Here is a 22657-nt window from a genome sequence, read left to right as displayed (position 1 = left end):
CCTAAAGTAAAGTTCTACAAGTATGGTAACAAAATCAATGGTTGGGTGTAATCGACAGCCCAGACACCTGCTTTGGGTAGGCCTTCTGCTCCTGCTCAACGGCTGTTTACACAGGCCCGTAGGTCCATCGACCGGCAACAAAGGGCAGCCCGGTACGCAAACGCCAATCAGCGAGCACCTCACGCTGGGTAACCCAAGCGAGGCCACTACGGTCGATCCCGACAACTACCTGCTGGTGAAGCCACAGTTCACGCTGTCGTTTAACCGGGGCCGGGGCATTGCCAACTGGGTAAGCTGGCACCTCGACCAAACCTGGCGCGGCGATGCGCCAAGGAGCAAAGCCTTTCGACCTGACCCCGACCTGCCAGCGGGCTATTCGACCGTACGAAGCGCTGATTATGAACGCACTGGCTTTGACCGGGGGCACCTTTGTCCGTCCGAAGACCGCGACAACAGCCCTGAAGCCAACGCGGCCACGTTTGTCCTATCAAACGTCGTGCCGCAAGCACCTAACCTGAACCGGGGCGTCTGGAAATCGTTGGAAGATTACGCCCGCAAACAGTTGGATACGGGCAATGAGGTGTACATCGTGGCGGGCGTAACCGGCACGGGCGGCTCGGGGGAGCAGGGCGAGGCAAGCAGCCTGGCCAATGGCAAAATCACGGTACCGGCTTATTGCTGGAAAGTGCTGCTTATTCTGCCCAACGGCGACAACGACCTTCAGCGTATCAACGCCAATACACAGGCGGTAGCCGTGCTGATGCCCAATCAACAATCGGCCTCGGGGCAGTCATGGACAACTTACCGGTTGACCGTCGGTGAGTTGGAACAGCGCACGGGTCTGCGCTTCTTCACCAACCTGCCGCCCGACGTTCAACTGGCGCTGAAACGCCAAACGGCTACGGGTTATTAATACAAAAACCGGCGATCGGTAGCTGACTTGCCTCAGGCAACAGTCGGCTACCGATCGCCGGTTTTATAGTCGCTTTTACTTACAGGCGCGGAATACGCAGCACCTGACCGGGATAGATGAGATCGGGGCTTTTCAGCATGGGCTTATTGGCCTCGAAGATGATGCCGTACTTCATAGGATCACCGTATACTTTTTTCGAGATGGCCGACAGCGTGTCGCCTTCTTCAACCGTGTGGAACTGCCCTTCCGGCTCCGGGTTGTCGACCTGCAACTGGTTGTCAACCACGGTTACGCCTTCCACGTTACCAACGGCCAACGCCAGTTTTTCGGCATCTTCCTGCTTGGCTACCCGACCTTCCAGTGTTACGGTGTCGCCTTTGGTTTTAACCGTCAGGGTCTGGTAGGGCAGGCCCAGTTGCTTCACGTGGTTAAGCAGCGCACTGGCTTTCAGCGGCTCGGGATCGGCAGGTTGGTTAGGAGTAGCGGCCGGAACTTCCTCTTCGTGTTTGCCGAAAACTTTTTCGCCAACGCCTTTGAAAAAACTTAAGAGACCCATGCGTAGAATTGATTAAGTGTTAAACATACTGATTCATGGTGCAAACAACTTCATTTCACCAAACAAACCAACACTCAGACGAGCCCATTGTTCAGAAGTAACAACATCGGTAGGCTTGGCGAGGCATAAAACTATGGTTAAAACCTATCCTACGTCTGTAAACGGCCTGAGCCCTCTGTTATCTTTGTGTAATTCTTCAAGCTAATTTTTTCTTCTATTTTTCACAATCTACCTCATGCACATGCGATTAACTCAGCCTGTCCGCCTGGCAGCCCTTGTGGGCCTGGTGGCGGGTCTGGCCGGTTGTTATGAAAACGACCTGGCCCGCCGTGTGGACCCCCTATCGCGCGGGACAGCCAGCTTTGCCCGCTATGTGGCTGTTGGCAATTCATTGACAGCCGGTTTTATGGACGGTGGTCTCTACCGCGACGGACAACTCAATAGCTACCCCTACATTCTCTCGCAGCAATTCAAGCTGGTTGGTGGTGGCAACTTTGTACAACCCCTGTTTTCGACTGACCAAGCCAACGGGACGGGCTACCTTAAGCTGACCAGCCTGCCAACGGCCGCTAGCGGTGGCCTGCCGGTCACGTCGCTGGTAGCGCCTCAGGCTGTTCGTACGCTGGTAAATGGGCGGCCCTTGTATACCAAGTATACGACGTACCCACTCAACAACCTGGGCGTGCCGGGCATCCGGATGAGCGACATCCAGACACCGGGCTATGGCACCGCGCTGGGTAACCCCTATTTCGAGCGCCTGCTGCCCGACAACTCAACCCAGACGTACCTGCAATTTGTGACCAATCAGGTCAACGGGGCCACGTTCTTCTCCAGCTTTATGGGCAACAACGATGCGCTGGGTTACGCTACGTCGGGTGGCGTAACGGCCTTCACCCCGACGACGCTGTTTACGGCCAACTCAGAAGCGCTGCTGAACGTGTTGAGCAACGGAGGCCGCAAAGGCGTTGTAATTGGTATTCCTAAAATTACGGTAGCTCCTTTCTTCCGCACCGTAACACTGGCGCAGGTGCTGGCGCAGGTTAACGCGGCGGTACAGAAAGCAACCCCCGGGGCTCCCGCCATAACGGCCTTCGTTATTCAGTCGCCGCTGGCCGCGCAGGGCGTCCGCGCCTCCAAAGAGGGCGATTTGCTTCTGTTGAACCAACAAGCCGACTACGCAACGATCGGTCGTACCGACGTGGGCACGAAAGTTGGCCCCTATGGCCTCTCGCTTACCAACCCGCTGGCCAACGCCTCGGTGCTCGACGCAGAGGAGGTAACCGCGCTGAATGCGAAAATTGATGAGTACAACGGGATCATGAAGGCGCAGGCCGATGCACGTGGCCTGGCCTGGACCGATCTGTCGACGCTGATCAACCAACTGACGTCTGGCCTCACGGTCAATGGCACCTCATTTGGTATTGGCTACATTCTGGGCGGTACGATTGGCCTCGATGGCATTCACTTTACCGCAGCCGGCCAGGCACTCGTAGCCAACGAAATTCAGAAAGCCATCGCCGCCAAATACAACACCCTACTCCCCGAAATCGACGCCTCGCGTTACCGCAAAGTGCTGGTTCAACCTTAATGAAGATGAAAAAACACGCATACATACTGGCCGCGCTTGTGCTTAGCTCAACGGCGGCAATGGCGCAATTACCCACTCGTTCCATTGAGGTAGGTATCAAAGGTGGAGCTACCTTCGTTCACGGATATACCACGATTCCGGCTCAGCCAACAAGTATCGTGGGCGTACAGGTGCCGCAGCTTGAGAATAAAAACAACGGCGTCGGCACCGGCTATTCATTCGGTGCATTCACCCGTTTTAACAATGCCAGCCGCAAAGGCTACATTCAGCTTGAGGTATCGTATAACCGGTATTTGTTGAAGCAGAAAACCAACGCAACGCTCGACGTCAACGCCAATCCGTCGTTGGCGGCTCGTTTACCACTCAGCTTTGCGCCCGGTCTGCTCAATGCCACAGTCGACGTAACGTCCGAATCGTCGATCGAGTCATTCAACGTACCTGTCCTGTTTGGGCGGCGTATCCTGAAAGATCGGCTGCGCGCCTACATTGGACCCTCGCTTATTTTCGTCAATAAGTCGCAGGCAGTACGCAGCACGCAGGGGCAGGTGAACCCAAATACAGCAATCGGTTTCGGCACCGCCATTGCCATTCCGGCTACGGAAGAAACAACCAATCTGCTGAGCCTTCGCGAAGCCGCTAACCTGCAAGTGAAGCGTTTCACGTGGGCGCTCGAAGCAGGTCTGGGCGTTTCACCACTGAAGTTTCTGGATGTCGACGTTCGCTATGCCGTACCGGCAGGGGGCGTTTACCGCGATGCCAACATCAAAGGGTTTCTGGGTATAGCCACCGTTACGGTTGGGCTGAAGATCCCGTAGCCGCTACGTTACGCGGCTTTCGAAGCCACCGCTCAGGGTTGAGCGGTGGCTTTTTTTTGGTGTGGCTGGCCAGCCCTATTCAGTTGGTGTAGCTCAGTTAATGCAGCTAATGTTACGCTTTAGGGCGTGTTTCTACCAGTTCAACGGATACTGGTTTAGGGGGCGCACGCGCGGTTCTAGTTTTACAGCATCTTCCTCGCTCGAACAGCAACAACGCCCTCTAACAATGATCCACATATGCCACGCCCCTGTCGCCTCGCCGCAACCTGTCCGGCCAATTGCCACGCCCATCCACGTGCCGAAGCTGTCACTGCCATTCCGCAATCAGCTTGTGCAGGTGGCCGCCACCGATATCGTCTGGCTGGAAGGAGCCAGCAATTACACCTTCATTCACACCCGCGACAAACGCCGGTATCTGGTTGCCAAGAACCTGAAACGGCTTGAAGCCGATCTGGTTGGCTCGCCATTTTGCCGGGTGCATAAATCGACCCTCGTCAACCTAACGTACCTGCTCGACGTACGGTTTGGCGACGAACCGCACCTTCACCTGAAAAACGGGCAGACGATCAGCATTTCACGGCGACGGATCACCTCAACCCGTCGGCAGATTCGCGCCTATCAGGCCGAGTTAACAAACTAGGCAACGTACCTGAACGACAAAGCCCCGCCAGATTGCTCCGGCGGGGCTTTTCAGGCCTTACAGGTTTTGGAAACCTGTAAGGTCTTCTTATTTCAATACGCTGAAATCAAACGTATCCAGGTACGCTGTCGTGAACTGACCCGACTTGAAACCGGGGTCGTCCATCATTTTGATGTGGAACGGAATGGTGGTTTTAATGCCTTCGATGACAAATTCCTGCAACGCCCGCTTCATGCGTGTCAGCACTTCCTCACGTGACTGCCCCGATACGATCAGCTTGGCAATCATCGAGTCGTAGTTGGGCGGAATGGTGTAGCCCGCATAGACGTGGCTATCCACACGCACACCGTGCCCACCCGGAATATGCAGGTTGGTGATCTTACCCGGCGACGGGCGGAATCCGTTGGCGGGATCTTCGGCGTTGATCCGGCACTCCAGCGCAAACAGCTTCGGCGTGTAGTTTTTGCCCGAAATAGGCACGCCGGCAGCCACTTTGATCTGTTCTTTGATCAGATCGTAATCGGTTACTTCTTCCGTAATCGGGTGTTCTACCTGAATACGGGTATTCATTTCCATGAAGTAGAAGTTGCTGTATTTGTCGACCAGAAACTCGATCGTGCCTGCTCCTTCATAGCCAATCGACTGCGCCCCTTTGATCGCGGCAGCGCCCATGCGTTCCCGCAGGTCGTCGGTCATGATGGGGGAAGGCGTTTCTTCGAGCAGCTTCTGGTGGCGCCGCTGAATCGAGCAATCGCGCTCCGACAGGTGGCACACTTTGCCGTATTGGTCGCCCACAATCTGAATCTCGATGTGGCGGGGCTCCTCGACAAACTTCTCCAGGTACAGGCCATCGTTACCAAAGGCAGCACCGGCTTCGGTCCGGGCGTCGTTCCAGGCTTTCTCAAACTCAGCTTCGGCCCGGATAATCCGCATGCCACGTCCGCCACCACCAGCCGTCGCTTTGATGATAACCGGGTAGCCCATCTCAGCAGCCAGCTCTTTGCCCTGCTCGATGCTTTCCAGCAGGCCTTCCGAACCCGGAATAACCGGCACACCCGCCGCTTTCATGGTCGCTTTGGCCGTAGCCTTGTCGCCCATCGCGTTGATTTGCTCGGCTGTAGCCCCGATGAACTTAATGCCGTAATCGGCGCAGATTTGCGAGAATTCGGCGTTTTCTGATAAGAATCCGTAGCCCGGGTGAATTGCATCGGCCCCGGTTACTTCCGCAGCCGAAATGATGCTGGGAATATTCAGATACGATTGGCGACTTACTGGCGGACCGATGCAGACAGCCTCATCGGCAAAGCGCACGTGCAGGCTATCGCGGTCGGCGGTTGAGTAAACAGCTACCGTGCGGATGCCCATCTCACGACAGGTACGGATGATACGCAATGCGATCTCGCCCCGGTTAGCGATTAGGATTTTCTTAAACATAAAGAGTGATAGAATGAAAGAGCGAAAGAGTGAAAGAGCGGGCTTTGGTAGGGACGTACCCATACAGAGCGAGCCACTCTTTCACGCTTTCACTCCCTCACTCTTTAGATTTCGACAACAAACAACGGCTGATCGTACTCGACAGGCGTGGCGTTTTCAACCAGCACTTTCACGATACGACCTGAAATCTCCGACTCAATTTCGTTGAAGAGTTTCATCGCTTCGATGATGCACACCACCTTGCCGGGCTTAATCTCGTCGCCCACCTCAACAAACGAGGGCGTCTCGGGATTCGACGACCGATAGAACGTCCCGATCATGGGCGATTTAATCGTGACCTGATTGGCAGCCGGTGCGGCGGGCGCTGCTGGTGCCGGAGCGGCGGCCGGTTGAGCCGGGACCGCGGCAGGTGCCGCCGGAGCCGGGGCAGCGATCGCTACGGGGGCTGGCGCAGCCGCCGCTACCGTTACTGAAGCCGACCGCTTCACGTTGATCTTGAGTTCACTGGTCTCGATATTCACCTCGTCGAGGCCCGATTTCGAGATAAAATCGATTAGCTGTTGAATGTCCTGTGTGCTCATAAGCAAGGGTTTATAGTTTGGTGTCTGACGTCTGAAGTTACGCTACCTGGGTACGTTCCCGTGGTACAGCGGAGCCACTTCAGACGGTAAACTCCAACCTATAAACTGATTTATTTTACTCGTTCCTGATACTCCCGCGTGCGGGTGTCTACGCGGATTTTATCACCCTGATTGATGAAGAGGGGTACGTTGATCATAGCCCCTGACTCGACCTGTACGCGCTTTTTCGCTCCGTTGGCGGTGTCGCCTTTCAGACCGGGCTCGGCGTAGGATACTTCCAGTTCAACCGAAACGGGCAGCTCGCAAGTGAGCGGAGCTTCGTTTTCGGTGTTGATCAACACCTCCACTTCCTGCCCTTCTTTCATCAGGTCGGCCTGATCAATGATCTTTTCGTCGATATTGATTTGGTCGAATGTTTCCTGATCCATGAAGTTGTAGCCCGCTTCGTCTTTGTAGAGAAACTGAAACTTGCGGCGCTCCACCCGAACGGGTGTGATGCTTACGCCCGCGTTGAAGGTGTTGTCGATAACACGGCCCGACGAGAGGTTTTTCAGTTTGGTACGAACGAAAGCGGCTCCTTTGCCGGGCTTCACGTGTTGGAATTCGATGATCTGGAAAAGATCGTTATTGTAGTTGATTACTAAGCCGTTCCGAATGTCTGCGGTCGTTGCCATAATGTCTAATGTACAATGAAGAATGAACAATGTACAATGCGTGAACGAATAATGCGGCTGACTATCAGCTGAAAGGGAACGCGAATTCCCATTGTGCCTTATTCATTCTTCATTGTACATTACTTGATTAATAGCTCCACTTCACATAAACCGCTCCCCAGGTGAAGCCGCCGCCAAAGGCGGCCAACACCAGGTTATCGCCTTTGCTCAGCTTCGATTCGTAATCGAACAGGCAAAGGGGAATGGTTGCTGCGGTGGTGTTTCCGTACTTATGAATATTCAGCATTACCTTATCAGAGCCGATACCCATGCGGTTGGCGGTCGCGTCGATAATGCGTTTATTGGCCTGATGCGGTACCAGCCAGGCTACGTCGCTCCCTTTCAGGTTGTTTCGTTGCATGATCTCGGCAGACACATCGGCCATATTTTTCACGGCAAATTTAAACACCGACGGGCCGTCCTGATACACATAGTGCCAGCGTTTCTCCACGGTCTCGTGGGTGGGCGGGTAGCGGCTGCCCCCGGCTTTCTGGAACAGATGATACTGCCCCACGCCATCTGAGCGGATGATGGAGTCGACGATGCCGTAGCCTTCTTCGGCGGCTTCGAGCAGCACGGCCCCGGCGCCATCGCCAAACAACACGCAGGTGGTGCGGTCGGTGTAGTCAACAATCGATGACATCTTATCGGCCCCAACCACAATCACTTTGCGGTATTTGCCGCTTTCGATAAACTGCGTCCCCACGGTGAGGGCGTACAAAAAGCCCGAGCAGGCGGCCTGAATATCGAAGCTGCCGACGTTTCGAATCCCTACCATGTCGCAAATCAGATTGGCGGTGGCCGGAAACACGTAGTCGGGCGTAACGGTGGCACAAATCAGCAGGTCGATGTCTTCGGGAGCCGTGTTCGTTTTTGTTAGCAACCCCCGAACGGCCTCAGCGCCCATGTGCGACGACCCCATGCCTTCGCCTTTCAGGATGTGCCGTTCTTTGATGCCGGTGCGTGTGGTAATCCACTCATCATTGGTGTCTACCATCCGTTCCAACTCCGCGTTGGTCAGAATGTAGTCAGGTACGTAGCCATGTACACCGGTAATTGCTGCTCTCATCATTGTTTTTTACTTACGGGGCCTCAGCTGAGCGCTTGAGCGATCTTCCGGTGGGCATCGGCTTCAACCTGCCGGATAGCTAAGTTGAGCATATTTTTAATGGCCGTTGCCGACGAAATACCGTGGGCAATAATCACGTTGCCGTTTACCCCGATGATGGGACTCCCGCCAACCGATTCATAATTGGTCCGGTCGATAAACTCGTCGTTGAAACCCCGTTCCGTTACAATATTGTAAAACGATTCGCCCAGTTTGAACAGGGCATTGCCCGTGAAGCCGTCGGTCACGATGACGTCGGCCCGGTTCAGGAACATGTCTTTCCCTTCGATGTTGCCCACGAAATGGATGCGGCGCGACTCTTTCAGCATCTGGTGCGCAGCCTGCGCAATCAACGAGCCTTTCTGCTCTTCTTCGCCAATGTTCATCAGCGCCACCCGGGGCTGATCGATGCCAAACGTGTACTGGGCGTAAATAGACCCTAACTCGCCAAACTGAGCCAGCATTTCGGGTTTACAATCGGCATTGGCCCCAATGTCGAGCATAATGGCCGTGCCGCCGTTGAGCTGAGGAACAAAGCCGGCAATGCAGGGGCGGATCACGCCCTCAATTGCCTTGATACTAAACAGTGCGCCCACGTGCATGGCACCGGTATTCCCGGCACTGCAAAAGGCATCGACCTGCTTTTCTTTCAGGAGTTTGAAACCAATGCTAATACTCGAGTTTGGCTTCTGCGACAGGGCTTTGGTGGGGTGCTCGCCCATCTCAACCACATCGTCGGCATGCATGACTTCAAGGGCTGGGTGATTGGCTACACCGTGCCGTTGAAGTTGCTCGTCGATAACAGCCTGTTGACCGATTAAGACGATACTAACCTGATCAGGCAAGCCAGCTCTGATGGCTAACGCTACGCCTTCGATGATGGCATCTGGCGCAAAATCACCACCCATGGCGTCCACAGCAATCTTCATTGAATACAATCGGTCAGTGAATCGAAGGGAAGGAATCGGAATGACGAAACCCGTTGTCTTGTGCTCTCATCCTTACATACCCCACGCTCCGAACGGTAGAACAAGGGCGTAAAATTAGCAGGGAGGGGCCAAAAAAAAGTATTCCGCCTTCATCTGAGTCAGACGCCGGCGGAATACCTGCTTCAGTTTACCAGTTTCTGGTTTTACGTTTTCGGTTGCTCCGCATCGGCGCCGCCATAGTGCAAGCAGCATTGCAGAAAACGTCGAAACGAAACTTATGAAACTGTTTTGTAGCCTTCAACGATCATTTTGCCACGGTAGAAGAGGTTCCCTTCGAATACGTGGGCGTGGTGACGCTCGTGAACTTCGCCCGTTGAGGCGTCGGTAGCCAGCGTTACAGGCGTGGCTTTGTAATGCGTCCGGCGTTTGTCGCGGCGGGTCGATGAGTGGCGTCGCTTGGGGTGTGCCATAAGTCAGTTTACAGTTTTCAGTTCGCTGTTTTCAGTTTCCAAGGCCCTCGTTACAGAATTACAGTAAACAGAAGACAGTGGACTGAAAACTCTACAATTAATTATTACTCAATTTACGCAGGGCTTCCCAGCGGGGGTCCACTGCGGGTGTTTCTTCATTGGTCTCGTCGGCGTCGGTGGTTGAACCGGAGGTATAAATCAATTTACCTTCCGACTCCTCGTCGTCATCCTCTTCGGTGGCCCGGAACCGAGGGTGCAGCCGTTTCATGGGCAATGCCAGCACAATGAAATCGAAGATGTAGCGGGCCACATTGATCGTCTGCGTATTCCGCTCGATCAGTTCAATTTCATCGGTCAGTTCCTCGTTCCGGTCAGCAAATTTGAGGTACAACGTCCGGTTCGTATCCACTGATTCGTCGTACGGATCAAGGCTGCGATCGCAAATCTGTTCCACACTACCCTGAATCGAGAAGTCCAGCCGAATCATGGTCTCTGACTTATCGAGTACTAGGTGCGTGGTCACATTGCCATCGCCAATCAGCTGCTGCTCAAGGACTTGAAAAAACGATTTGTCCGACGTAAAGTCGTACTCGTACCGTTTATTTTCCAGACCGGCAATGTTGATATCGTATGGACGTAATGCGTTCACCTCAGTCGTTTGCTAACAAGGCCGCAAAGATACGAACTCTTTCTGAATCAGGGAACCAGCAACTTAGAAATTTCGGGGTTGGGAACGCAGATGACGCGCATTATATGGATTAGCGCAGGTCCATTGACGCGGTGATGTCCGACGAATACAAAAATCCGCAGTTATCTACGGCATCCGTGTCATCCACGTTCCGGCATTTCCGCCGACCTTTGCCGCATGAAAAAACTGATCGTCGTTACGGGCGGCTCCAAGGGCATTGGCCGGGCCATCGTCGATAAATTTGTGCAGGAAGGCTACGAGGCAGTTGTGTGCGCACGCAACGTGGCCGATGTCGATGGGCCCGACCGGCTCCCGTTTGCCGCCGACCTGAGCACCCGGGCGGGTGTGGATGCCCTGGTTGAGTACGTTCGCGGGTTGAATCGGCCGGTCGACGTGCTGGTCAATAATACAGGTACGTTTCAGCCGGGGCAGATTCACAACGAAGCCGAGGGCACGTTTGAGCAGTTGATGAACACCAACGTAGCCAGCGCCTACCACCTGACGCGCGGCCTGGTTGGCGATATGATGGCCCGGCGCGATGGCCATATTATTATGATGTGCTCAACGGCCAGCATCACGGCCTACACCAACGGCGGGTCATATTGTATCTCGAAGTTTGCGCTGCTGGGCATGAGCCGGGTGCTGCGTGAGGAACTTAAACCCAGCGGTGTGCGCGTTACTGCTGTATTGCCCGGCGCCACGCTGACGGCGAGTTGGGAGGGAGTCGACCTGCCTGCCGACCGGTTTATGCAACCCACCGACGTAGCCGATGCGATCTGGACGGCCTGTTCGCTGCCCAAAACCGCCGTGCTGGAAGAAATTTTGTTACGCCCCCAGCTGGGCGATATTTGATGAATGTACAATGCACAATGAAGAATGTACACTGACTCTGTTGGCTAGACAGTATGAATCTCAAAGTAGGGTCATTGTGCAGTATTCATCGTGCATTGTACATTAACTAAGCCATGAATACATATTTCCGCCTTCTTTCATTTGGCCGACCGCTGGGGCGGTTTCTGGTGCCGTTTGTGCTGACGTCGCTACTGGCGGCGCTGTTTGCAACGGTCAATTTTGCGCTGCTGATTCCGCTCCTCAACGTCTTATTCAACCAGTCGAAGCTGGCTGATTTTCAGAGTGCGAACCCTCGGCCCGAGTCGTTGCTGGATGGGGTTGGTTGGTTCAACTATTACTTCTCGTATTTCTTCCATCAATATGGGCAGGTGGGCACGCTGAAATTCGTTTGCGCGATGGTCGTTAGTTCAGTGCTGCTGAGCAACCTGTTCAAATACCTGTCGGCCAGACAGTTGGAAAATTTCAAGGCGCGCATGGTGGCGACCCTGCGGGAATCGGTTTTTTCGCAGACCTTACGCCTGCACCTCGGCTACTTCTCCGATCAGCGCAAAGGCACCCTCATCTCCCACATTACCACCGACGTGCAGGAGGTAGAGGGATCTATTGCCAACACACTCTCGGCGGCGTCGAAAGAGGTATTCACCCTCGTTTTCTTTCTGATCACGCTCTTTACGATTTCTACCAAACTCACGCTGGTGGCCTTCCTGGTCATCCCTGTTTCGGGCGGCGTAATTGCCATGCTGGTTCGGCGCATGAAGCGCGACGCGACGCAGGGGCAACAGCGCCTCAGCGGCCTCATGAGTGTGCTCGACGAGACCTTTGGCGGCATGCGGGTGGTGAAGGGCTTCAACGCGGAATCATTTATTGTTGGCAAGTTCCAAGAAGAAAACAATGGCTACCGGCAGGCGATCCGGGCGCTGGCCAACCGGCGCGAGCTGGCCTCGCCCTTCTCCGAATTTATGGGTGTGGCGGTGTTGTCGGGGATTTTGCTGTATGGCGGTTCGCTGGTGCTGTCAGGGCAGAGTGACTTGTCGGCTTCTGCCTTCGTGACGTACCTGGCCCTGTTTTCGCAGGTGACGCGGCCGGCCAAAGATATTTCCAATGCCTTCAGTGCGTCGCAGCGGGGGTTGGTATCGGGCAAACGTGTACTGGATCTGATGGATACCCAACCGGCCATTACCGATAAGCCAAACGCCTACCAATTGACCGACTTTCAGCACGAAATCGCCTTTGAGCACGTCTCGTTTTCGTACGAAACCGGCACGCCCGTTTTGAAGGATATCAGTTTTACGCTCCAGAAAGGCAAGACCATCGCGCTCGTCGGGTCGTCGGGTGGGGGTAAGTCGACGCTGGCCGATCTGGTGCCGCGTTTCTACGACCCTACGGCGGGCCAGGTACGTATCGACGGACACGACCTGCGCGACTGCCAGACGGCGTCGCTTCGTAACCTGATGGGGATCGTTACGCAGGAGAGCATTCTGTTCAACGATAGCGTTTTCAACAATATCGCTTTTGGCAGCAACGCCAGCGCGGCCGATGTGGAACAGGCGGCGCGGATTGCCAACGCGCACGAGTTTATCAGCCAGATGCCCAACGGCTACCACACGACCATCGGCGACCGGGGTAGCAAACTATCCGGGGGGCAACGGCAACGCATCAGTATCGCCCGGGCCGTGCTGCGCAACCCGCCCATTCTGATTCTGGACGAAGCCACGTCGGCGCTGGATACCGAATCGGAGCGATTGGTGCAGGAGGCGCTTACCCGCCTAATGGCCAACCGCACCACGCTGGTGATTGCCCACCGCCTCAGCACGATTCAGCACGCCGACGAGATTCTGGTGATCAACCAGGGGCGCATTGTGGAGCGTGGACGCCACGACGAGCTCCTGTTGCTCAACGAAGGGGTTTACCGCCGTCTGCAAACGATGCAACAGGTGTAGGGCAAGGGGCATAGGGCTCGGGGTATAGGGGTATAAATGACTTATCCCTGATTCCTATGATGCCCCTTGCGCCACGCTCTTTGCCTCTACGCCATCCAGCTTCCCCAGTTTGCCCATCACGACCTCCACCAACGTGCGGCGCATTTCCAGGTCGAGGAGGCAGGCGGTATCGAAGTCCTGTTTCAGGATCGTCAGCTGGTGTTCTTTCACTACGCGCATCACGTCGTTCATCTGTTCGAACGGAAAGCGAAGCCGGTACACCTCATTCACCGTTTTCTCTACCACCGTGGCCACGTCGAGTGCAGCCATGGTGGCCAGTTTATAGGCGTTGATCAGCCCCGGCACACCGAGCAACGTACCGCCGAAGTAGCGCACCACCACCACAAGCACATTGGTCAGATCGCGCGATAACAGCACGTTCAGAATGGGCCGCCCGGCGGTTCCGCTCGGTTCGCCGTCGTCGTTGACCCGATAGTGGTTACGATCGAGGCCGAGCCGGTAGGCGTAACAATGGTGATTGGCCTTTGGGTGAATTTTACGCAGGGCCTCCAGGTACGTTCGGGCATCGGCCTCGGAGCGGATTGGGTAGGCAAAGCCCAGAAACTTGCTGCCCCGGTCCCGAAAATCACCTTCAGTAGCCGTAGTGATGGTTCGAAACGTATCGTCGAAAAGTGTCATGTCTGTTGATGGTCGATGGTTATTAATCCTCAAAAATGGGTTACGCCGCTACTGACCAAATACCAGTAAGCCAATACTTATTCTAAACAGCAGCCGCTTTCTGACAGTTATATAGCCACAAAACCGCCACCAATGCATACCATTCCAATGTCTACACAACCGCCCGAAAATACGCCTGGTCCCATCGACCAGTTAGCGTTACGCTACCTGCGGCGGGCTTTAGACTCGGCGCATCCGACTGACGAGCCGTTTGTCATGAATGAACTGGAAAACCAGGTCATTGGCAAAGTTCGTCGGCAAACGCTAGGGATGGCGGCCTTGCTGGGCATTTTTGGTGTGGTTTCTCTGTATCTGCCTCAGTATCTGTGGCCTGCTTTCTTCGCATCAAACAGCGCCACTCTATTCGGCTACTCGGTCGACCTACCCCTGATCACAACGCTGTACGCTATCTTACTGGTTTACCTTGAAGTTTATGCACTGTTGTACATCAACCTGCGGGCCGTACGGTATGTGATGGCGGTTTGCCAGTTCCCACGTCAGCACGATGCCCAGTACGAACGCCACCTGTACGCGCTGGCCGAAGCCGTCCGGGACGGGGCCGACAAAGGCTTGCTACGTTATGGTATCGACCCCTATCTGGGCCTGCCGCAGTGGGGCCTGACCGCGTTTTTCGTAGTCAATCAAGTCAAAGCAGTCATCAGCAGCTTTGTGCTGAAAGTCGCATTGCGGCCACTGGCAGGGCGTTTTGTCATTCCTCAGGTAATCAATCTGATTGGTTTACCCGTGTACGCTTTCTGGAATGTGTGGGCCTCGAACCGGGTTATTCACGAAGCCAAAATTCGGGTCATGGCGCCCCTGACCATTCGCGAATTCGTGGATGATCTTTATGAAGAATGGCGGCACAACGAAGCGTTTTGCGCCCTTATCCCGGAAGCGCTGCAATATGTGGCGGTTCTGAAGCGCCAGTACAACTATGCCCATCTGCTGCTTACCGAGACGCTGATGGACCGGTTTGGCCTCCAGGTCATCAACCCGACCGGCCGCTTTCTGGACCGGCTGGCCGAAGCACCGCCCGAGGTTCGCAAGCCACTGGAACGTCTGGTCATTTTCGGCGTTCTAATCGACGGTAACCTATCGTGGTTTGAAAAACGGCGCCTTCGTCAACTCAAAGACCGCAGCTGGCTCTCCTATTCGGTCGCCGATATCGAACAGATTGGCAAAGAGTATTACCAGGGCCGCGGCCTGTGGGTGTAACCCGAGGGGGCAGGCTGCATGTCTGTCGTTCACACAACCGCGTAGGTACGTTATCCTCTGCTGACCTTCGCCTATTGAACTCGTATGACCATGCGTTTCCTTCCTTATTTCTTCCTCCTCATACTAGCTGTGGGGTGCACCAAAAAGAGCGCCGACAAAGCCAATCAGAACGAAGTAAAAGATACGTCGCCCGCCAAACTGCCTCAGCCCGCACCGGGCGAAGCCGTAGCCACATTTGCGGGTGGTTGCTTCTGGTGCATTGAAGAAGAATTTGAGTTGCTCAAGGGTGTGCGCGAAGCCGTTTCGGGTTACGCGGGTGGCGACCTGGCCAACCCCACCTATGAGCAGGTCGGCACCGATCAGACGGGGCATGCCGAGTCGGTTCAGGTGTATTATGACCCGAAGGTGATTCCCTACGACACGCTGGTGAAAGCCTTCCTGTATGCCCATGACCCTACCACACTCAACCGGCAGGGCCCCGACGTGGGTACCCAATACCGCTCCGTGGCTTTCTACCGCACCCCAGCCGAAAAAGCAGCCATCGATAAGGCCATTGCGCACTACAATGCCAGTGGCATCTATACTGATCCGGTGGTGACGCAGGTGGTGCCGTTCAAGGCATTTTACCCCGCCGAGGTGTATCATCAGGGCTACTACCGTGCCCACCCAGACGACTTCTATATCAATAGCGTTTCGAGACCCAAAGTCGAGAAGTTTAAAAAGAAGCTGGCCGATAAGCTCAAACCAGAAACGGCAGAAAAGTAGCGGAATGGCCCAGCCTAAATTATCAGAAGAATAAGCGCGGCCTGGCCTTGTCGGTGCCACCATAAGCGCTATTTTTGTTAGTCGCAAGTCGCCCACCACTACCGGACGACTCTCTAACAATCTGATAAACAACCATCTACTAAGGTATGCTCGCTGAAACCTCTGTTGAACCGCTCCTGGAAGAAGATAAAAGCCGATTTGTGCTCTTTCCGATCAAGCACAACGACATCTGGCAGATGTACAAGAAGCACGAGGCTTCATTCTGGACCGCTGAAGAGATCGATCTGGGGCAGGACCTGAAAGACTGGAATAGCCTCAGCGACGGTGAGCGCCACTTCATTTCGCACGTGCTGGCCTTCTTTGCCGCTTCGGATGGGATCGTCAACGAAAACCTCGCCGTCAACTTCCTCTCGGAGGTTCAGTATGCCGAGGCGAAGTGCTTCTACGGTTTCCAGATTATGATGGAGAACATCCACTCAGAAACCTATTCGCTGCTGATCGACACGTACATTAAGGACCCGATCGAAAAAGACCGGATGCTCAATGCCATCGATACGATCCCCTGCGTGCAGAAGAAAGCCGACTGGGCCTTGCGCTGGATCAGCAACGGTAGCTTTGCCGAGCGGCTCATCGCCTTCGCAGCGGTTGAGGGGATCTTCTTCTCGGGTTCGTTCTGCTCGATTTTCTGGCTCAAAAAGCGGGGCCTCATGCCGGGTCTGACGTTCTCAAACGAACTGATCTCGCGCGACGAAGGGCTGCACCGCGATTTTGCCTGCTTGCTCTACACGGATCACATCCGGAACAAAATGGATCCGCAGGCGATCTACGACATCATCCGGAACGCCGTTGAGATTGAGCAGGAGTTTGTGAGCGACGCCCTCCCCGTATCGCTGATCGGGATGAACGCCGACCTCATGAAACAATACATCGAGTTTGTGGCCGACCACCTGCTGGTATCGCTCGGCTTGAACTCGATTTACAACGTCTCGAACCCCTTCGATTTCATGGATATGATTTCGCTGCAAGGCAAAACCAACTTCTTCGAGAAGCGCGTTGGTGAGTACCAGAAAGCGGGTGTCATGGCGTCAACGAGCAAGGATAAAGAGGTAACGAAATTCTCGATGGAAGAGGATTTTTAAATCCTGTCTGAAACCACGCGAAAAAGGCGCACCGAGATTGATCTCGGTGCGCCTTTTTCGCATTTGAAACGTTGCGGTTCGCCCTCTACAACTCGTAGTAATGATCGACCAGAAAGTAAAAGGCATTCAGCAGCAGGAAAACCACAAACGGCAGCATCGCAGCCTGAATGTAGCGACCGTAGCGCCGGTTGAGGCTCGTTCGGTTGGCGGCCAACAGCCCGATCAGCATGGCGAACGGCGTGAAATACCGTCCCTGAATACCGCGTAACAGGAACGTAGGCTTGTGATTCAGGAACGTGTCGGTGCAAATGGCCAGGCAAATGGCTCCGCTGATGACAGCCGCAATACCGATTAGCAACAGCCTGTGCCAGCGCCTCGTGAACAGGCGACTGTCGGCGGTAAAGGCCGTAATCGCAATCATCAGGATCGTGACTACGTACAGATACGACGGTAGCGAAGCGCAGCGCCAGCCCAAATGCCCAACGAAGCCATCCATGTAGGTACGTCCGTACTTACCACCCGTTGCGGCCAGCATCCGGCCAATATTCAGGGGGTTGGCCAGGAGAAAATTAAGCTGCGGGTAAGGCGTTGGGCCTTGGGCACTTGTTGCGGCGACTGCTTTTTCAGGCGAAAATAGCGGCGTCAGAAAGTTGTTATAGGAGATCAGCAGCGTGGCGATGCAGACAAATACCGTCAGGGCGAACGTCAGGACGTAGAGCCGACGCGATCGGAATTTAGCCGGACTGATGAGGAAATGAAGCCCGACCAGCGGAAAATAGACCAGCTTGGCCGCCGTCAGCAACGCTCCTACCCCACTGACGACCAAAAACTCATTGCTCCGCACATACGACGCTTTGTGGGCCAGATGCACGTAATAGGCGATCAACAGGAAACTCAACGACAGGGTGATGCAGTCAGCGGAAAGAGACCCCGCCTGAAAGATGGTCATGGGCAGCAGGGCAATGAACACCAGCAAATGCTTGGCAACGGGCAGCTTCCGGATGGCCAGGTACGTTACCAGCAGCCAAAACAGCAACGCGCAAAACCGGGCGGCATAGAGCGTGACAACGGCGTTGACCTGCAACAAACGCATTGGAATGATGAGGGCAAGTTGAGGCAGGTAGCTGATGAATGGGTAACCCGCCGTGTCGACGTACCTGACCCTGGCTTCGGGCCGCAGGTCGTCGTCCATCAGCGATAGGGTGTGGCCTATCGTCGTTTTCGATTCTGGGTCAACGTGTAGATACTGGGTCTCTTCGATAGCATTGACCAGACTGACGGGCAACTTATCGCTGGACGGAATCCAGCCCAGCGCGTGAAGGACATCTTCCGAAATTTGGTAAGCCCGCACAAAATGGCGCGACTCGTCGGCAACCTGAAAAGGCGGCGTAGTGGCTAAAAATAAGACGCCAAAGAAAAAGCCTATAATCAGAAACAACGTTTCAAGCGACCACCGCTGCGGCTTGGGTACTTTCTGCTCGACTGCTACCTGAATACTGGACCTCGATTTGACTGCTACCATCTGAACGACCGATTCTACTGTAAACACATTAACCTCTACTGACAACGTCCTGTGCAGCTTTTTGCTTGTGTATGAGCAGAATAGCTATCAAGACAACAATAAAGAGTCAAGTGCAGCGGAAAAGGTTGGGATGCAGCCCGGTTTAGTTAGGCAATAGCCTATCCGAATTAAGGTCTGTATGTATAGAACGCGTGAATGGAGCGCTTAGTCTTCACCCCCCAGTACTTCCCAGATCAGGCCCATTTCAAACCCCTTGCTCAGGGCATACCGGGCCAGTTTTTGCTTTACAACCAGTGGGTTATCGTCGTGGAGGGTGCGCCGTTTTTTATCCAGCAGTTCAGCGAGCCGCGCCCGGTAGTCATCGGGTTTGATGTCGGCCAGCGCCGTTTCCAGATTACGGCCCGTAATACCCCGTTGCTTCAGATGCTGGGCAATTTTTCGTTTCCCCCATCCTTTCACCCGAAATTTCCCCCCGGCAAAACTGGTAGCAAACCGCTCTTCGCTCAGGTAGCCCTGCGTAATCAGCTCGGCAATGATCTCCTCAGCATCGTCGCCGTAGATATCCCAGGCATCGAGCCGTTTGCGAACCTCCTGCTGGGTACGTTCCTGATAGGCGCAAAATGAGGCCGCCTTCCGCAAGGCATCTTTGAGGTATTCGGTCATACTGAAAAAACACCGACGGGTTGGGTGGGGTTCGGGTGAAGCTTCGGGCTACGTCACTATTTTTGTTGAATCAAACGTACCTGACCGAACGAAGCCAACCAATGAACCACAATCTCAAACTGAAAAAACCCTTAGCCGTTTTCGACCTCGAAACAACGGGCGTCAATACGGCCAAAGACCGGATTGTGGAGGTATGCGTGGCCAAAGCGATGCCGTCGGGTGAGTTGGTCGTGAAAACGTACCGCGTCAACCCCGGCGTACCAATCCCGCTCGAAACCAGCCTGATCCACGGCATTTACGACGAAGACGTCAAAGACGCTCCCTCATTCAAGAGCATCGCCCGGACACTGGCTCAATTCCTGGAAGGCTGCGACCTGGCGGGGTTCAACTCCAACCGGTTCGACATTCCGCTGCTGGTGGAAGAGTTTCTGCGCGCCAACGTCGATTTCGACATGAAAAATCGCCGTATGGTCGACGTGCAGCGCATTTATCACCTGATGGAGCCCCGCAACCTCAGCGCCGCTTACCGGCATTTCTGCGGGAAAGAACTGGTGGGTGCGCACGGGGCCGAAGCTGATACGCTGGCTACGTTTGAGGTGCTGGATACGATTGTGCAAAAACATGCTGGCCAGACTATCCGCGACGAAGGCCGTAAGCGCGACTTCGTGATCGACAACGACGTGGAGACGCTCGATGCCATTGGCCGCAACAACAACGTGGATCTGGCGGGCCGGATGGTGTTTAACGACAAGGGCGAAGAAGTCATCAATTTTGGCAAACATGCCGGGAAGCCGGTGCTCGACGTCCTGAAAAACGAACCGTCCTTTTACGATTGGGTGCAGAAGGGCGAGTTTTCGCTCGACACCAAACGCCGCCTGACCGAAATCCGCCTTCGCATGTTCACCGGCGCTTTGAACGGGACGCATTCACGGGGCCCTTCGCGGGAAAAATAGATTTTATCCTACCTTTGCCCCCAACTTTCCCTTCAACAGGCTCCTATGCAACCTACCGCTACGGCTACCATTCCGGAAGTTATTCAACAAATACCGCTCAATTATTACCTCATTTTTAGCACGGCTCTCTTTGTCATTGGCATCATCGGTGTCTTGACGCGCCGCAACGCCATCGTCATTTTTATGTCGATCGAGCTGATGCTCAACGCCGTAAACACGTTGCTAATCGCCTTCTCGTCGTATCGCTCTGATCCAACCGGGCAGGTCTTCGTCTTTTTCATCATGGCCGTTGCTGCCGCCGAAGTATCGGTTGGGCTGGCAATCATTGTCATGATCTACCGGAACATCCGCACCATCGACGTGGGGATGTTGAATAAATTGAAATGGTAAAACCTGTTTACCGTTCACTGTCTTCCGCTTTCTGTTGCTCAGCTGACTCTGTTTACGTAGGCGGAAGCCATGCAACAGACAACACTAACCAGAAGACAGTAAACTGATTTCCCTATGTCTCCTGATCTACTCTGTTTACTCATTCCGTTGTTGCCGCTGATCGGCTTTGTCATTAATGGGTTGGGCTTTCGTAAAGTGCCCAACGGGCTGGTAGGACCGTTGGCGCTGGCTGGTCCCGTAGCGGCGTTTCTGTGCGTCTGTCTGCTGTGGAGTGCGTTTGGCGTCGGCAACGAAGCCACCATCAAAACCACCCTGTTCGACTGGATCAGCGTCGGGTCGATGCCCATCAATTTCTCGTTTCAAGTCGATCAGCTTACGCTGCTGATGCTGACCATCGTGACGGGCATTGGGTCGCTCATTCATCTGTACAGCATCGGCTACATGCACCACGATGCGGGCTATGGCAAGTTCATGGCCTTCCTCAACCTGTTTTTGTTCTTCATGCTCCTGCTGGTGCTGGGGTCCAACTTCGTGGTCATGTTTATCGGCTGGGAAGGCGTGGGGCTGTGTTCGTATTTGCTCATCGGCTTCTGGAACACCAACACCAGCTACAACAATGCCGCCCGCAAGGCCTTCGTAATGAACCGGATCGGTGATCTGGGCTTTTTGCTGGGCATCTTCACGATTATGGGTACGTTCGGCTCGGTCGAGTTTACCGATGTGTTTGAACAGGTCGTAGGCATGGACGTCAACGCGCCCGTTGTCGTAACCATCACGCTGCTCCTGTTTGTTGGTGCCATGGGCAAATCGGCGCAGATTCCGCTGTTCACGTGGCTCCCCGACGCCATGGCTGGCCCCACGCCCGTGTCGGCGCTGATTCACGCCGCCACGATGGTGACGGCCGGTATCTACATGGTGGTGCGGTCCAACGTGCTGTTCAGCCTTGCTCCTATCACCCTCGATATTATCGGTGGCATCGCCATTGCCACGGCACTGTTAGCTGCGTCGATTGGTCTGCTACAAAACGACATTAAGAAAGTACTGGCCTACTCGACTGTGTCGCAGTTGGGCTATATGTTCCTGGGCCTGGCCGCAACGGCCTACACGGCGGGCATGTTCCACGTCATCACCCACGCGTTCTTCAAAGCGCTGCTGTTCCTTGGGGCGGGTAGCGTCATCCACGCGATGAGCAACGAACAGGACATCCGCAACATGGGCGGTCTGCGGAAAGCATTGCCCATTACGTTCTGGACATTCCTGATTGGTACCATCGCCATTGCGGGTATCCCGCCGTTTGCCGGTTTCTTCTCGAAAGACGAAATCCTGGCCCATGTGTTCGAACATAGCAAAGTGCTGTGGGCACTGGGGCTGCTGGGTTCGGCCATGACCTCGTTCTATATGTTCCGGCTGCTGTTCCTGACGTTCTTCGGCGAGTTCCGGGGCACTGCCGAACAGAAACACCACCTGCATGAATCACCCCTGAGCATGACGCTGCCCCTGATGGTGCTGGCCGTGCTCTCGGCGATTGGCGGTTTCATGAACGTACCTGAGGTGCTTGGCGGCGCCTCGCGGCTCGCGGAGTTTATGTCGCCGCTGTTCGATCAGGCCCGGCAGGCCAACCCAACGCTCTTTGAAGCCAATGCCCTCGACCACGGCACCGAGCTGATGCTCATGAGCATTTCGGCAGGCGTAGCCCTGGTGTCGGCCGCAGTGGCCTACGTCATGTACGTACGTAATGCCGCTGTGCCGCAGCCTGACTCGCAGGAGCGATCGCTGCCGCAACAGGTTGTGTATGGCAAATACTACATCGACGAGTTTTACGAAAGCCTGATCGTGCGGCCCGTTCGGGCGTTAGGCGATGCCTTTTACAGCCTCGGCGAATTTGCCATCGACGCGGTTGTGGGCGGTGTGGCCTGGGTTGTGCGCAGCACATCGGGCCAGCTTCGGCGCGTACAAAACGGGTCGATCGCGCTTTACGTCTTGCTGATGGTCGTCAGCATCACTCTGCTCTTTGGTCTGCGCTTCTTTAACGTTCCGTTCTTTCACGGTAAATAACCGCCGCTGCT

General features: G+C 54.8%; 23 protein-coding genes. 12 read left to right on the top strand and 11 right to left on the bottom strand.

Annotated features, from left to right (window positions below; all coding sequences use genetic code 11):
- Window positions 1-22 precede the first annotated feature (22 nt).
- Window positions 23-913 carry a DNA/RNA non-specific endonuclease gene (locus tag FAES_RS04765; RefSeq protein ID WP_015330067.1) on the top strand — a complete coding sequence of 297 codons (891 nt, stop codon included), beginning with the start codon at window positions 23-25 and terminating at the stop codon, window positions 911-913.
- Between the two features lie 79 nt (window positions 914-992).
- On the opposite strand, the gene lysM is transcribed toward FAES_RS04765, so the two are convergent.
- Window positions 993-1469 (bottom strand): peptidoglycan-binding protein LysM, encoded by a 477-nt coding sequence (lysM, locus tag FAES_RS04760; RefSeq protein ID WP_015330066.1) that lies wholly within the window; start codon window positions 1467-1469, stop codon window positions 993-995.
- A gap of 235 nt (window positions 1470-1704) precedes the next feature.
- Between lysM and FAES_RS04755 the strand changes: the two genes are divergently transcribed.
- The 3 genes from FAES_RS04755 (at window position 1705) to FAES_RS29500 (ending at window position 4512) form a co-directional block, all read left to right on the top strand.
- Window positions 1705-3057: an SGNH/GDSL hydrolase family protein gene (locus tag FAES_RS04755; RefSeq protein WP_015330065.1), complete on the top strand. Its 1353-nt coding sequence runs from the start codon at window positions 1705-1707 to the stop codon at window positions 3055-3057.
- Between the two features lie 5 nt (window positions 3058-3062).
- The gene (locus tag FAES_RS04750) at window positions 3063-3872 is read left to right on the top strand and encodes an outer membrane beta-barrel protein (RefSeq protein ID WP_041258588.1); all 810 of its coding nucleotides are present in this window, start codon (window positions 3063-3065) and stop codon (window positions 3870-3872) included.
- A gap of 226 nt (window positions 3873-4098) precedes the next feature.
- Window positions 4099-4512 (top strand): LytR/AlgR family response regulator transcription factor, encoded by a 414-nt coding sequence (locus tag FAES_RS29500; RefSeq protein WP_158408749.1) that lies wholly within the window; start codon window positions 4099-4101, stop codon window positions 4510-4512.
- 87 nt (window positions 4513-4599) lie between these two features.
- Here the strand turns inward: FAES_RS29500 and accC are convergent, their stop codons facing one another.
- The 7 genes from accC to FAES_RS04710 all read right to left on the bottom strand — a co-directional run bounded on the left by accC (window position 4600) and on the right by FAES_RS04710 (window position 10396).
- Complete coding sequence (accC, locus tag FAES_RS04740; RefSeq protein WP_041257557.1) at window positions 4600-5946, bottom strand: acetyl-CoA carboxylase biotin carboxylase subunit; 1347 nt, start codon at window positions 5944-5946, stop codon at window positions 4600-4602.
- A gap of 104 nt (window positions 5947-6050) precedes the next feature.
- Window positions 6051-6527: an acetyl-CoA carboxylase biotin carboxyl carrier protein gene (gene accB, locus FAES_RS04735; protein WP_015330061.1), complete on the bottom strand. Its 477-nt coding sequence runs from the start codon at window positions 6525-6527 to the stop codon at window positions 6051-6053.
- Between the two features lie 110 nt (window positions 6528-6637).
- Window positions 6638-7201 (bottom strand): elongation factor P, encoded by a 564-nt coding sequence (gene efp / locus FAES_RS04730; protein ID WP_015330060.1) that lies wholly within the window; start codon window positions 7199-7201, stop codon window positions 6638-6640.
- A gap of 127 nt (window positions 7202-7328) precedes the next feature.
- The gene (locus FAES_RS04725) at window positions 7329-8312 is read right to left on the bottom strand and encodes a beta-ketoacyl-ACP synthase III (RefSeq protein WP_015330059.1); all 984 of its coding nucleotides are present in this window, start codon (window positions 8310-8312) and stop codon (window positions 7329-7331) included.
- 20 nt (window positions 8313-8332) lie between these two features.
- Window positions 8333-9277, bottom strand: a complete 945-nt coding sequence (plsX, locus tag FAES_RS04720) for a phosphate acyltransferase PlsX (RefSeq protein ID WP_015330058.1) — start codon at window positions 9275-9277, stop codon at window positions 8333-8335.
- Window positions 9278-9552: 275 nt separating this feature from the next.
- The gene (gene rpmF, locus FAES_RS04715) at window positions 9553-9747 is read right to left on the bottom strand and encodes a 50S ribosomal protein L32 (protein WP_015330057.1); all 195 of its coding nucleotides are present in this window, start codon (window positions 9745-9747) and stop codon (window positions 9553-9555) included.
- Window positions 9748-9844: 97 nt separating this feature from the next.
- The gene (locus tag FAES_RS04710; RefSeq protein ID WP_015330056.1) at window positions 9845-10396 is read right to left on the bottom strand and encodes a YceD family protein; all 552 of its coding nucleotides are present in this window, start codon (window positions 10394-10396) and stop codon (window positions 9845-9847) included.
- Between the two features lie 216 nt (window positions 10397-10612).
- Between FAES_RS04710 and FAES_RS04705 the strand changes: the two genes are divergently transcribed.
- Together FAES_RS04705 and FAES_RS04700 are read left to right on the top strand one after the other, a co-directional pair.
- Window positions 10613-11287: an SDR family oxidoreductase gene (locus FAES_RS04705; RefSeq protein WP_015330055.1), complete on the top strand. Its 675-nt coding sequence runs from the start codon at window positions 10613-10615 to the stop codon at window positions 11285-11287.
- A gap of 113 nt (window positions 11288-11400) precedes the next feature.
- The gene (locus tag FAES_RS04700) at window positions 11401-13227 is read left to right on the top strand and encodes an ABC transporter ATP-binding protein (RefSeq protein ID WP_015330054.1); all 1827 of its coding nucleotides are present in this window, start codon (window positions 11401-11403) and stop codon (window positions 13225-13227) included.
- Window positions 13228-13281: 54 nt separating this feature from the next.
- Here FAES_RS04700 and FAES_RS04695 read toward each other — a convergent pair whose 3' ends face one another.
- Entirely contained in the window at window positions 13282-13905 is a 624-nt protein-coding gene (locus FAES_RS04695) for an IMPACT family protein (RefSeq protein ID WP_015330053.1), read from the bottom strand.
- Window positions 13906-14052: 147 nt separating this feature from the next.
- On the opposite strand from FAES_RS04695, the gene FAES_RS04690 reads away from it, so the two are divergent.
- From FAES_RS04690 to FAES_RS04680, 3 genes are all read left to right on the top strand, one after another.
- A complete protein-coding gene (locus FAES_RS04690) occupies window positions 14053-15159 on the top strand; it encodes an LBF_2804 family protein (protein WP_051054025.1) in 1107 nt (368 codons plus the stop codon).
- Window positions 15160-15249: 90 nt separating this feature from the next.
- Window positions 15250-15924, top strand: coding sequence for a peptide-methionine (S)-S-oxide reductase MsrA (gene msrA / locus FAES_RS04685; protein WP_041258585.1), 675 nt, complete (start codon window positions 15250-15252; stop codon window positions 15922-15924).
- Window positions 15925-16070: 146 nt separating this feature from the next.
- Window positions 16071-17063 carry a ribonucleoside-diphosphate reductase small subunit gene (locus tag FAES_RS04680; RefSeq protein ID WP_015330050.1) on the top strand — a complete coding sequence of 331 codons (993 nt, stop codon included), beginning with the start codon at window positions 16071-16073 and terminating at the stop codon, window positions 17061-17063.
- Between the two features lie 85 nt (window positions 17064-17148).
- Here FAES_RS04680 and FAES_RS04675 read toward each other — a convergent pair whose 3' ends face one another.
- Together FAES_RS04675 and FAES_RS04670 are read right to left on the bottom strand one after the other, a co-directional pair.
- Window positions 17149-18585, bottom strand: a complete 1437-nt coding sequence (locus tag FAES_RS04675) for a DUF2142 domain-containing protein (protein WP_015330049.1) — start codon at window positions 18583-18585, stop codon at window positions 17149-17151.
- A gap of 204 nt (window positions 18586-18789) precedes the next feature.
- Window positions 18790-19248: a regulatory protein RecX gene (locus tag FAES_RS04670; protein WP_015330048.1), complete on the bottom strand. Its 459-nt coding sequence runs from the start codon at window positions 19246-19248 to the stop codon at window positions 18790-18792.
- Window positions 19249-19349: 101 nt separating this feature from the next.
- Here FAES_RS04670 and FAES_RS04665 point away from each other — a divergent pair, with 101 nt between their 5' ends.
- The 3 genes from FAES_RS04665 (at window position 19350) to nuoL (ending at window position 22646) form a co-directional block, all read left to right on the top strand.
- On the top strand, window positions 19350-20201 hold the full coding sequence (locus FAES_RS04665; protein WP_015330047.1) for a 3'-5' exonuclease: 852 nt from the start codon (window positions 19350-19352) through the stop codon (window positions 20199-20201).
- Window positions 20202-20246: 45 nt separating this feature from the next.
- On the top strand, window positions 20247-20591 hold the full coding sequence (nuoK, locus tag FAES_RS04660; RefSeq protein WP_015330046.1) for an NADH-quinone oxidoreductase subunit NuoK: 345 nt from the start codon (window positions 20247-20249) through the stop codon (window positions 20589-20591).
- A gap of 114 nt (window positions 20592-20705) precedes the next feature.
- Window positions 20706-22646 carry an NADH-quinone oxidoreductase subunit L gene (nuoL, locus tag FAES_RS04655; protein WP_015330045.1) on the top strand — a complete coding sequence of 647 codons (1941 nt, stop codon included), beginning with the start codon at window positions 20706-20708 and terminating at the stop codon, window positions 22644-22646.
- Window positions 22647-22657 lie beyond the last annotated feature (11 nt).

Origin of the sequence: Fibrella aestuarina BUZ 2 (genome assembly GCF_000331105.1) — a bacterium.
Lineage (GTDB): Bacteria > Bacteroidota > Bacteroidia > Cytophagales > Spirosomataceae > Fibrella > Fibrella aestuarina.
Note: the sequence above shows the minus strand (reverse complement) of the source record. Positions and strands in the feature narration are given on the sequence as shown.

What these genes read in the sequence shown, in the direction of transcription:
- FAES_RS04725 (WP_015330059.1), bottom strand. Translation starts at nt 8,312, where the DNA reads ATGATGAGAGCAGCAATTACCGGTGTACATGGCTACGTACCTGACTAC.
- plsX (WP_015330058.1), bottom strand. Translation starts at nt 9,277, where the DNA reads ATGAAGATTGCTGTGGACGCCATGGGTGGTGATTTTGCGCCAGATGCC.
- FAES_RS04680 (WP_015330050.1), top strand. Translation starts at nt 16,071, where the DNA reads ATGCTCGCTGAAACCTCTGTTGAACCGCTCCTGGAAGAAGATAAAAGC.
- FAES_RS04765 (WP_015330067.1), top strand. Translation starts at nt 23, where the DNA reads ATGGTAACAAAATCAATGGTTGGGTGTAATCGACAGCCCAGACACCTG.
- rpmF (WP_015330057.1), bottom strand. Translation starts at nt 9,747, where the DNA reads ATGGCACACCCCAAGCGACGCCACTCATCGACCCGCCGCGACAAACGC.
- FAES_RS04690 (WP_051054025.1), top strand. Translation starts at nt 14,053, where the DNA reads ATGTCTACACAACCGCCCGAAAATACGCCTGGTCCCATCGACCAGTTA.
- FAES_RS04750 (WP_041258588.1), top strand. Translation starts at nt 3,063, where the DNA reads ATGAAAAAACACGCATACATACTGGCCGCGCTTGTGCTTAGCTCAACG.
- FAES_RS04700 (WP_015330054.1), top strand. Translation starts at nt 11,401, where the DNA reads ATGAATACATATTTCCGCCTTCTTTCATTTGGCCGACCGCTGGGGCGG.
- lysM (WP_015330066.1), bottom strand. Translation starts at nt 1,469, where the DNA reads ATGGGTCTCTTAAGTTTTTTCAAAGGCGTTGGCGAAAAAGTTTTCGGC.
- FAES_RS04665 (WP_015330047.1), top strand. Translation starts at nt 19,350, where the DNA reads ATGAACCACAATCTCAAACTGAAAAAACCCTTAGCCGTTTTCGACCTC.
- FAES_RS29500 (WP_158408749.1), top strand. Translation starts at nt 4,099, where the DNA reads ATGATCCACATATGCCACGCCCCTGTCGCCTCGCCGCAACCTGTCCGG.
- FAES_RS04695 (WP_015330053.1), bottom strand. Translation starts at nt 13,905, where the DNA reads ATGACACTTTTCGACGATACGTTTCGAACCATCACTACGGCTACTGAA.
- accB (WP_015330061.1), bottom strand. Translation starts at nt 6,527, where the DNA reads ATGAGCACACAGGACATTCAACAGCTAATCGATTTTATCTCGAAATCG.
- nuoK (WP_015330046.1), top strand. Translation starts at nt 20,247, where the DNA reads ATGCAACCTACCGCTACGGCTACCATTCCGGAAGTTATTCAACAAATA.
- FAES_RS04755 (WP_015330065.1), top strand. Translation starts at nt 1,705, where the DNA reads ATGCACATGCGATTAACTCAGCCTGTCCGCCTGGCAGCCCTTGTGGGC.
- FAES_RS04675 (WP_015330049.1), bottom strand. Translation starts at nt 18,585, where the DNA reads ATGGTAGCAGTCAAATCGAGGTCCAGTATTCAGGTAGCAGTCGAGCAG.
- msrA (WP_041258585.1), top strand. Translation starts at nt 15,250, where the DNA reads ATGCGTTTCCTTCCTTATTTCTTCCTCCTCATACTAGCTGTGGGGTGC.
- accC (WP_041257557.1), bottom strand. Translation starts at nt 5,946, where the DNA reads ATGTTTAAGAAAATCCTAATCGCTAACCGGGGCGAGATCGCATTGCGT.
- FAES_RS04705 (WP_015330055.1), top strand. Translation starts at nt 10,613, where the DNA reads ATGAAAAAACTGATCGTCGTTACGGGCGGCTCCAAGGGCATTGGCCGG.
- nuoL (WP_015330045.1), top strand. Translation starts at nt 20,706, where the DNA reads ATGTCTCCTGATCTACTCTGTTTACTCATTCCGTTGTTGCCGCTGATC.
- efp (WP_015330060.1), bottom strand. Translation starts at nt 7,201, where the DNA reads ATGGCAACGACCGCAGACATTCGGAACGGCTTAGTAATCAACTACAAT.
- FAES_RS04670 (WP_015330048.1), bottom strand. Translation starts at nt 19,248, where the DNA reads ATGACCGAATACCTCAAAGATGCCTTGCGGAAGGCGGCCTCATTTTGC.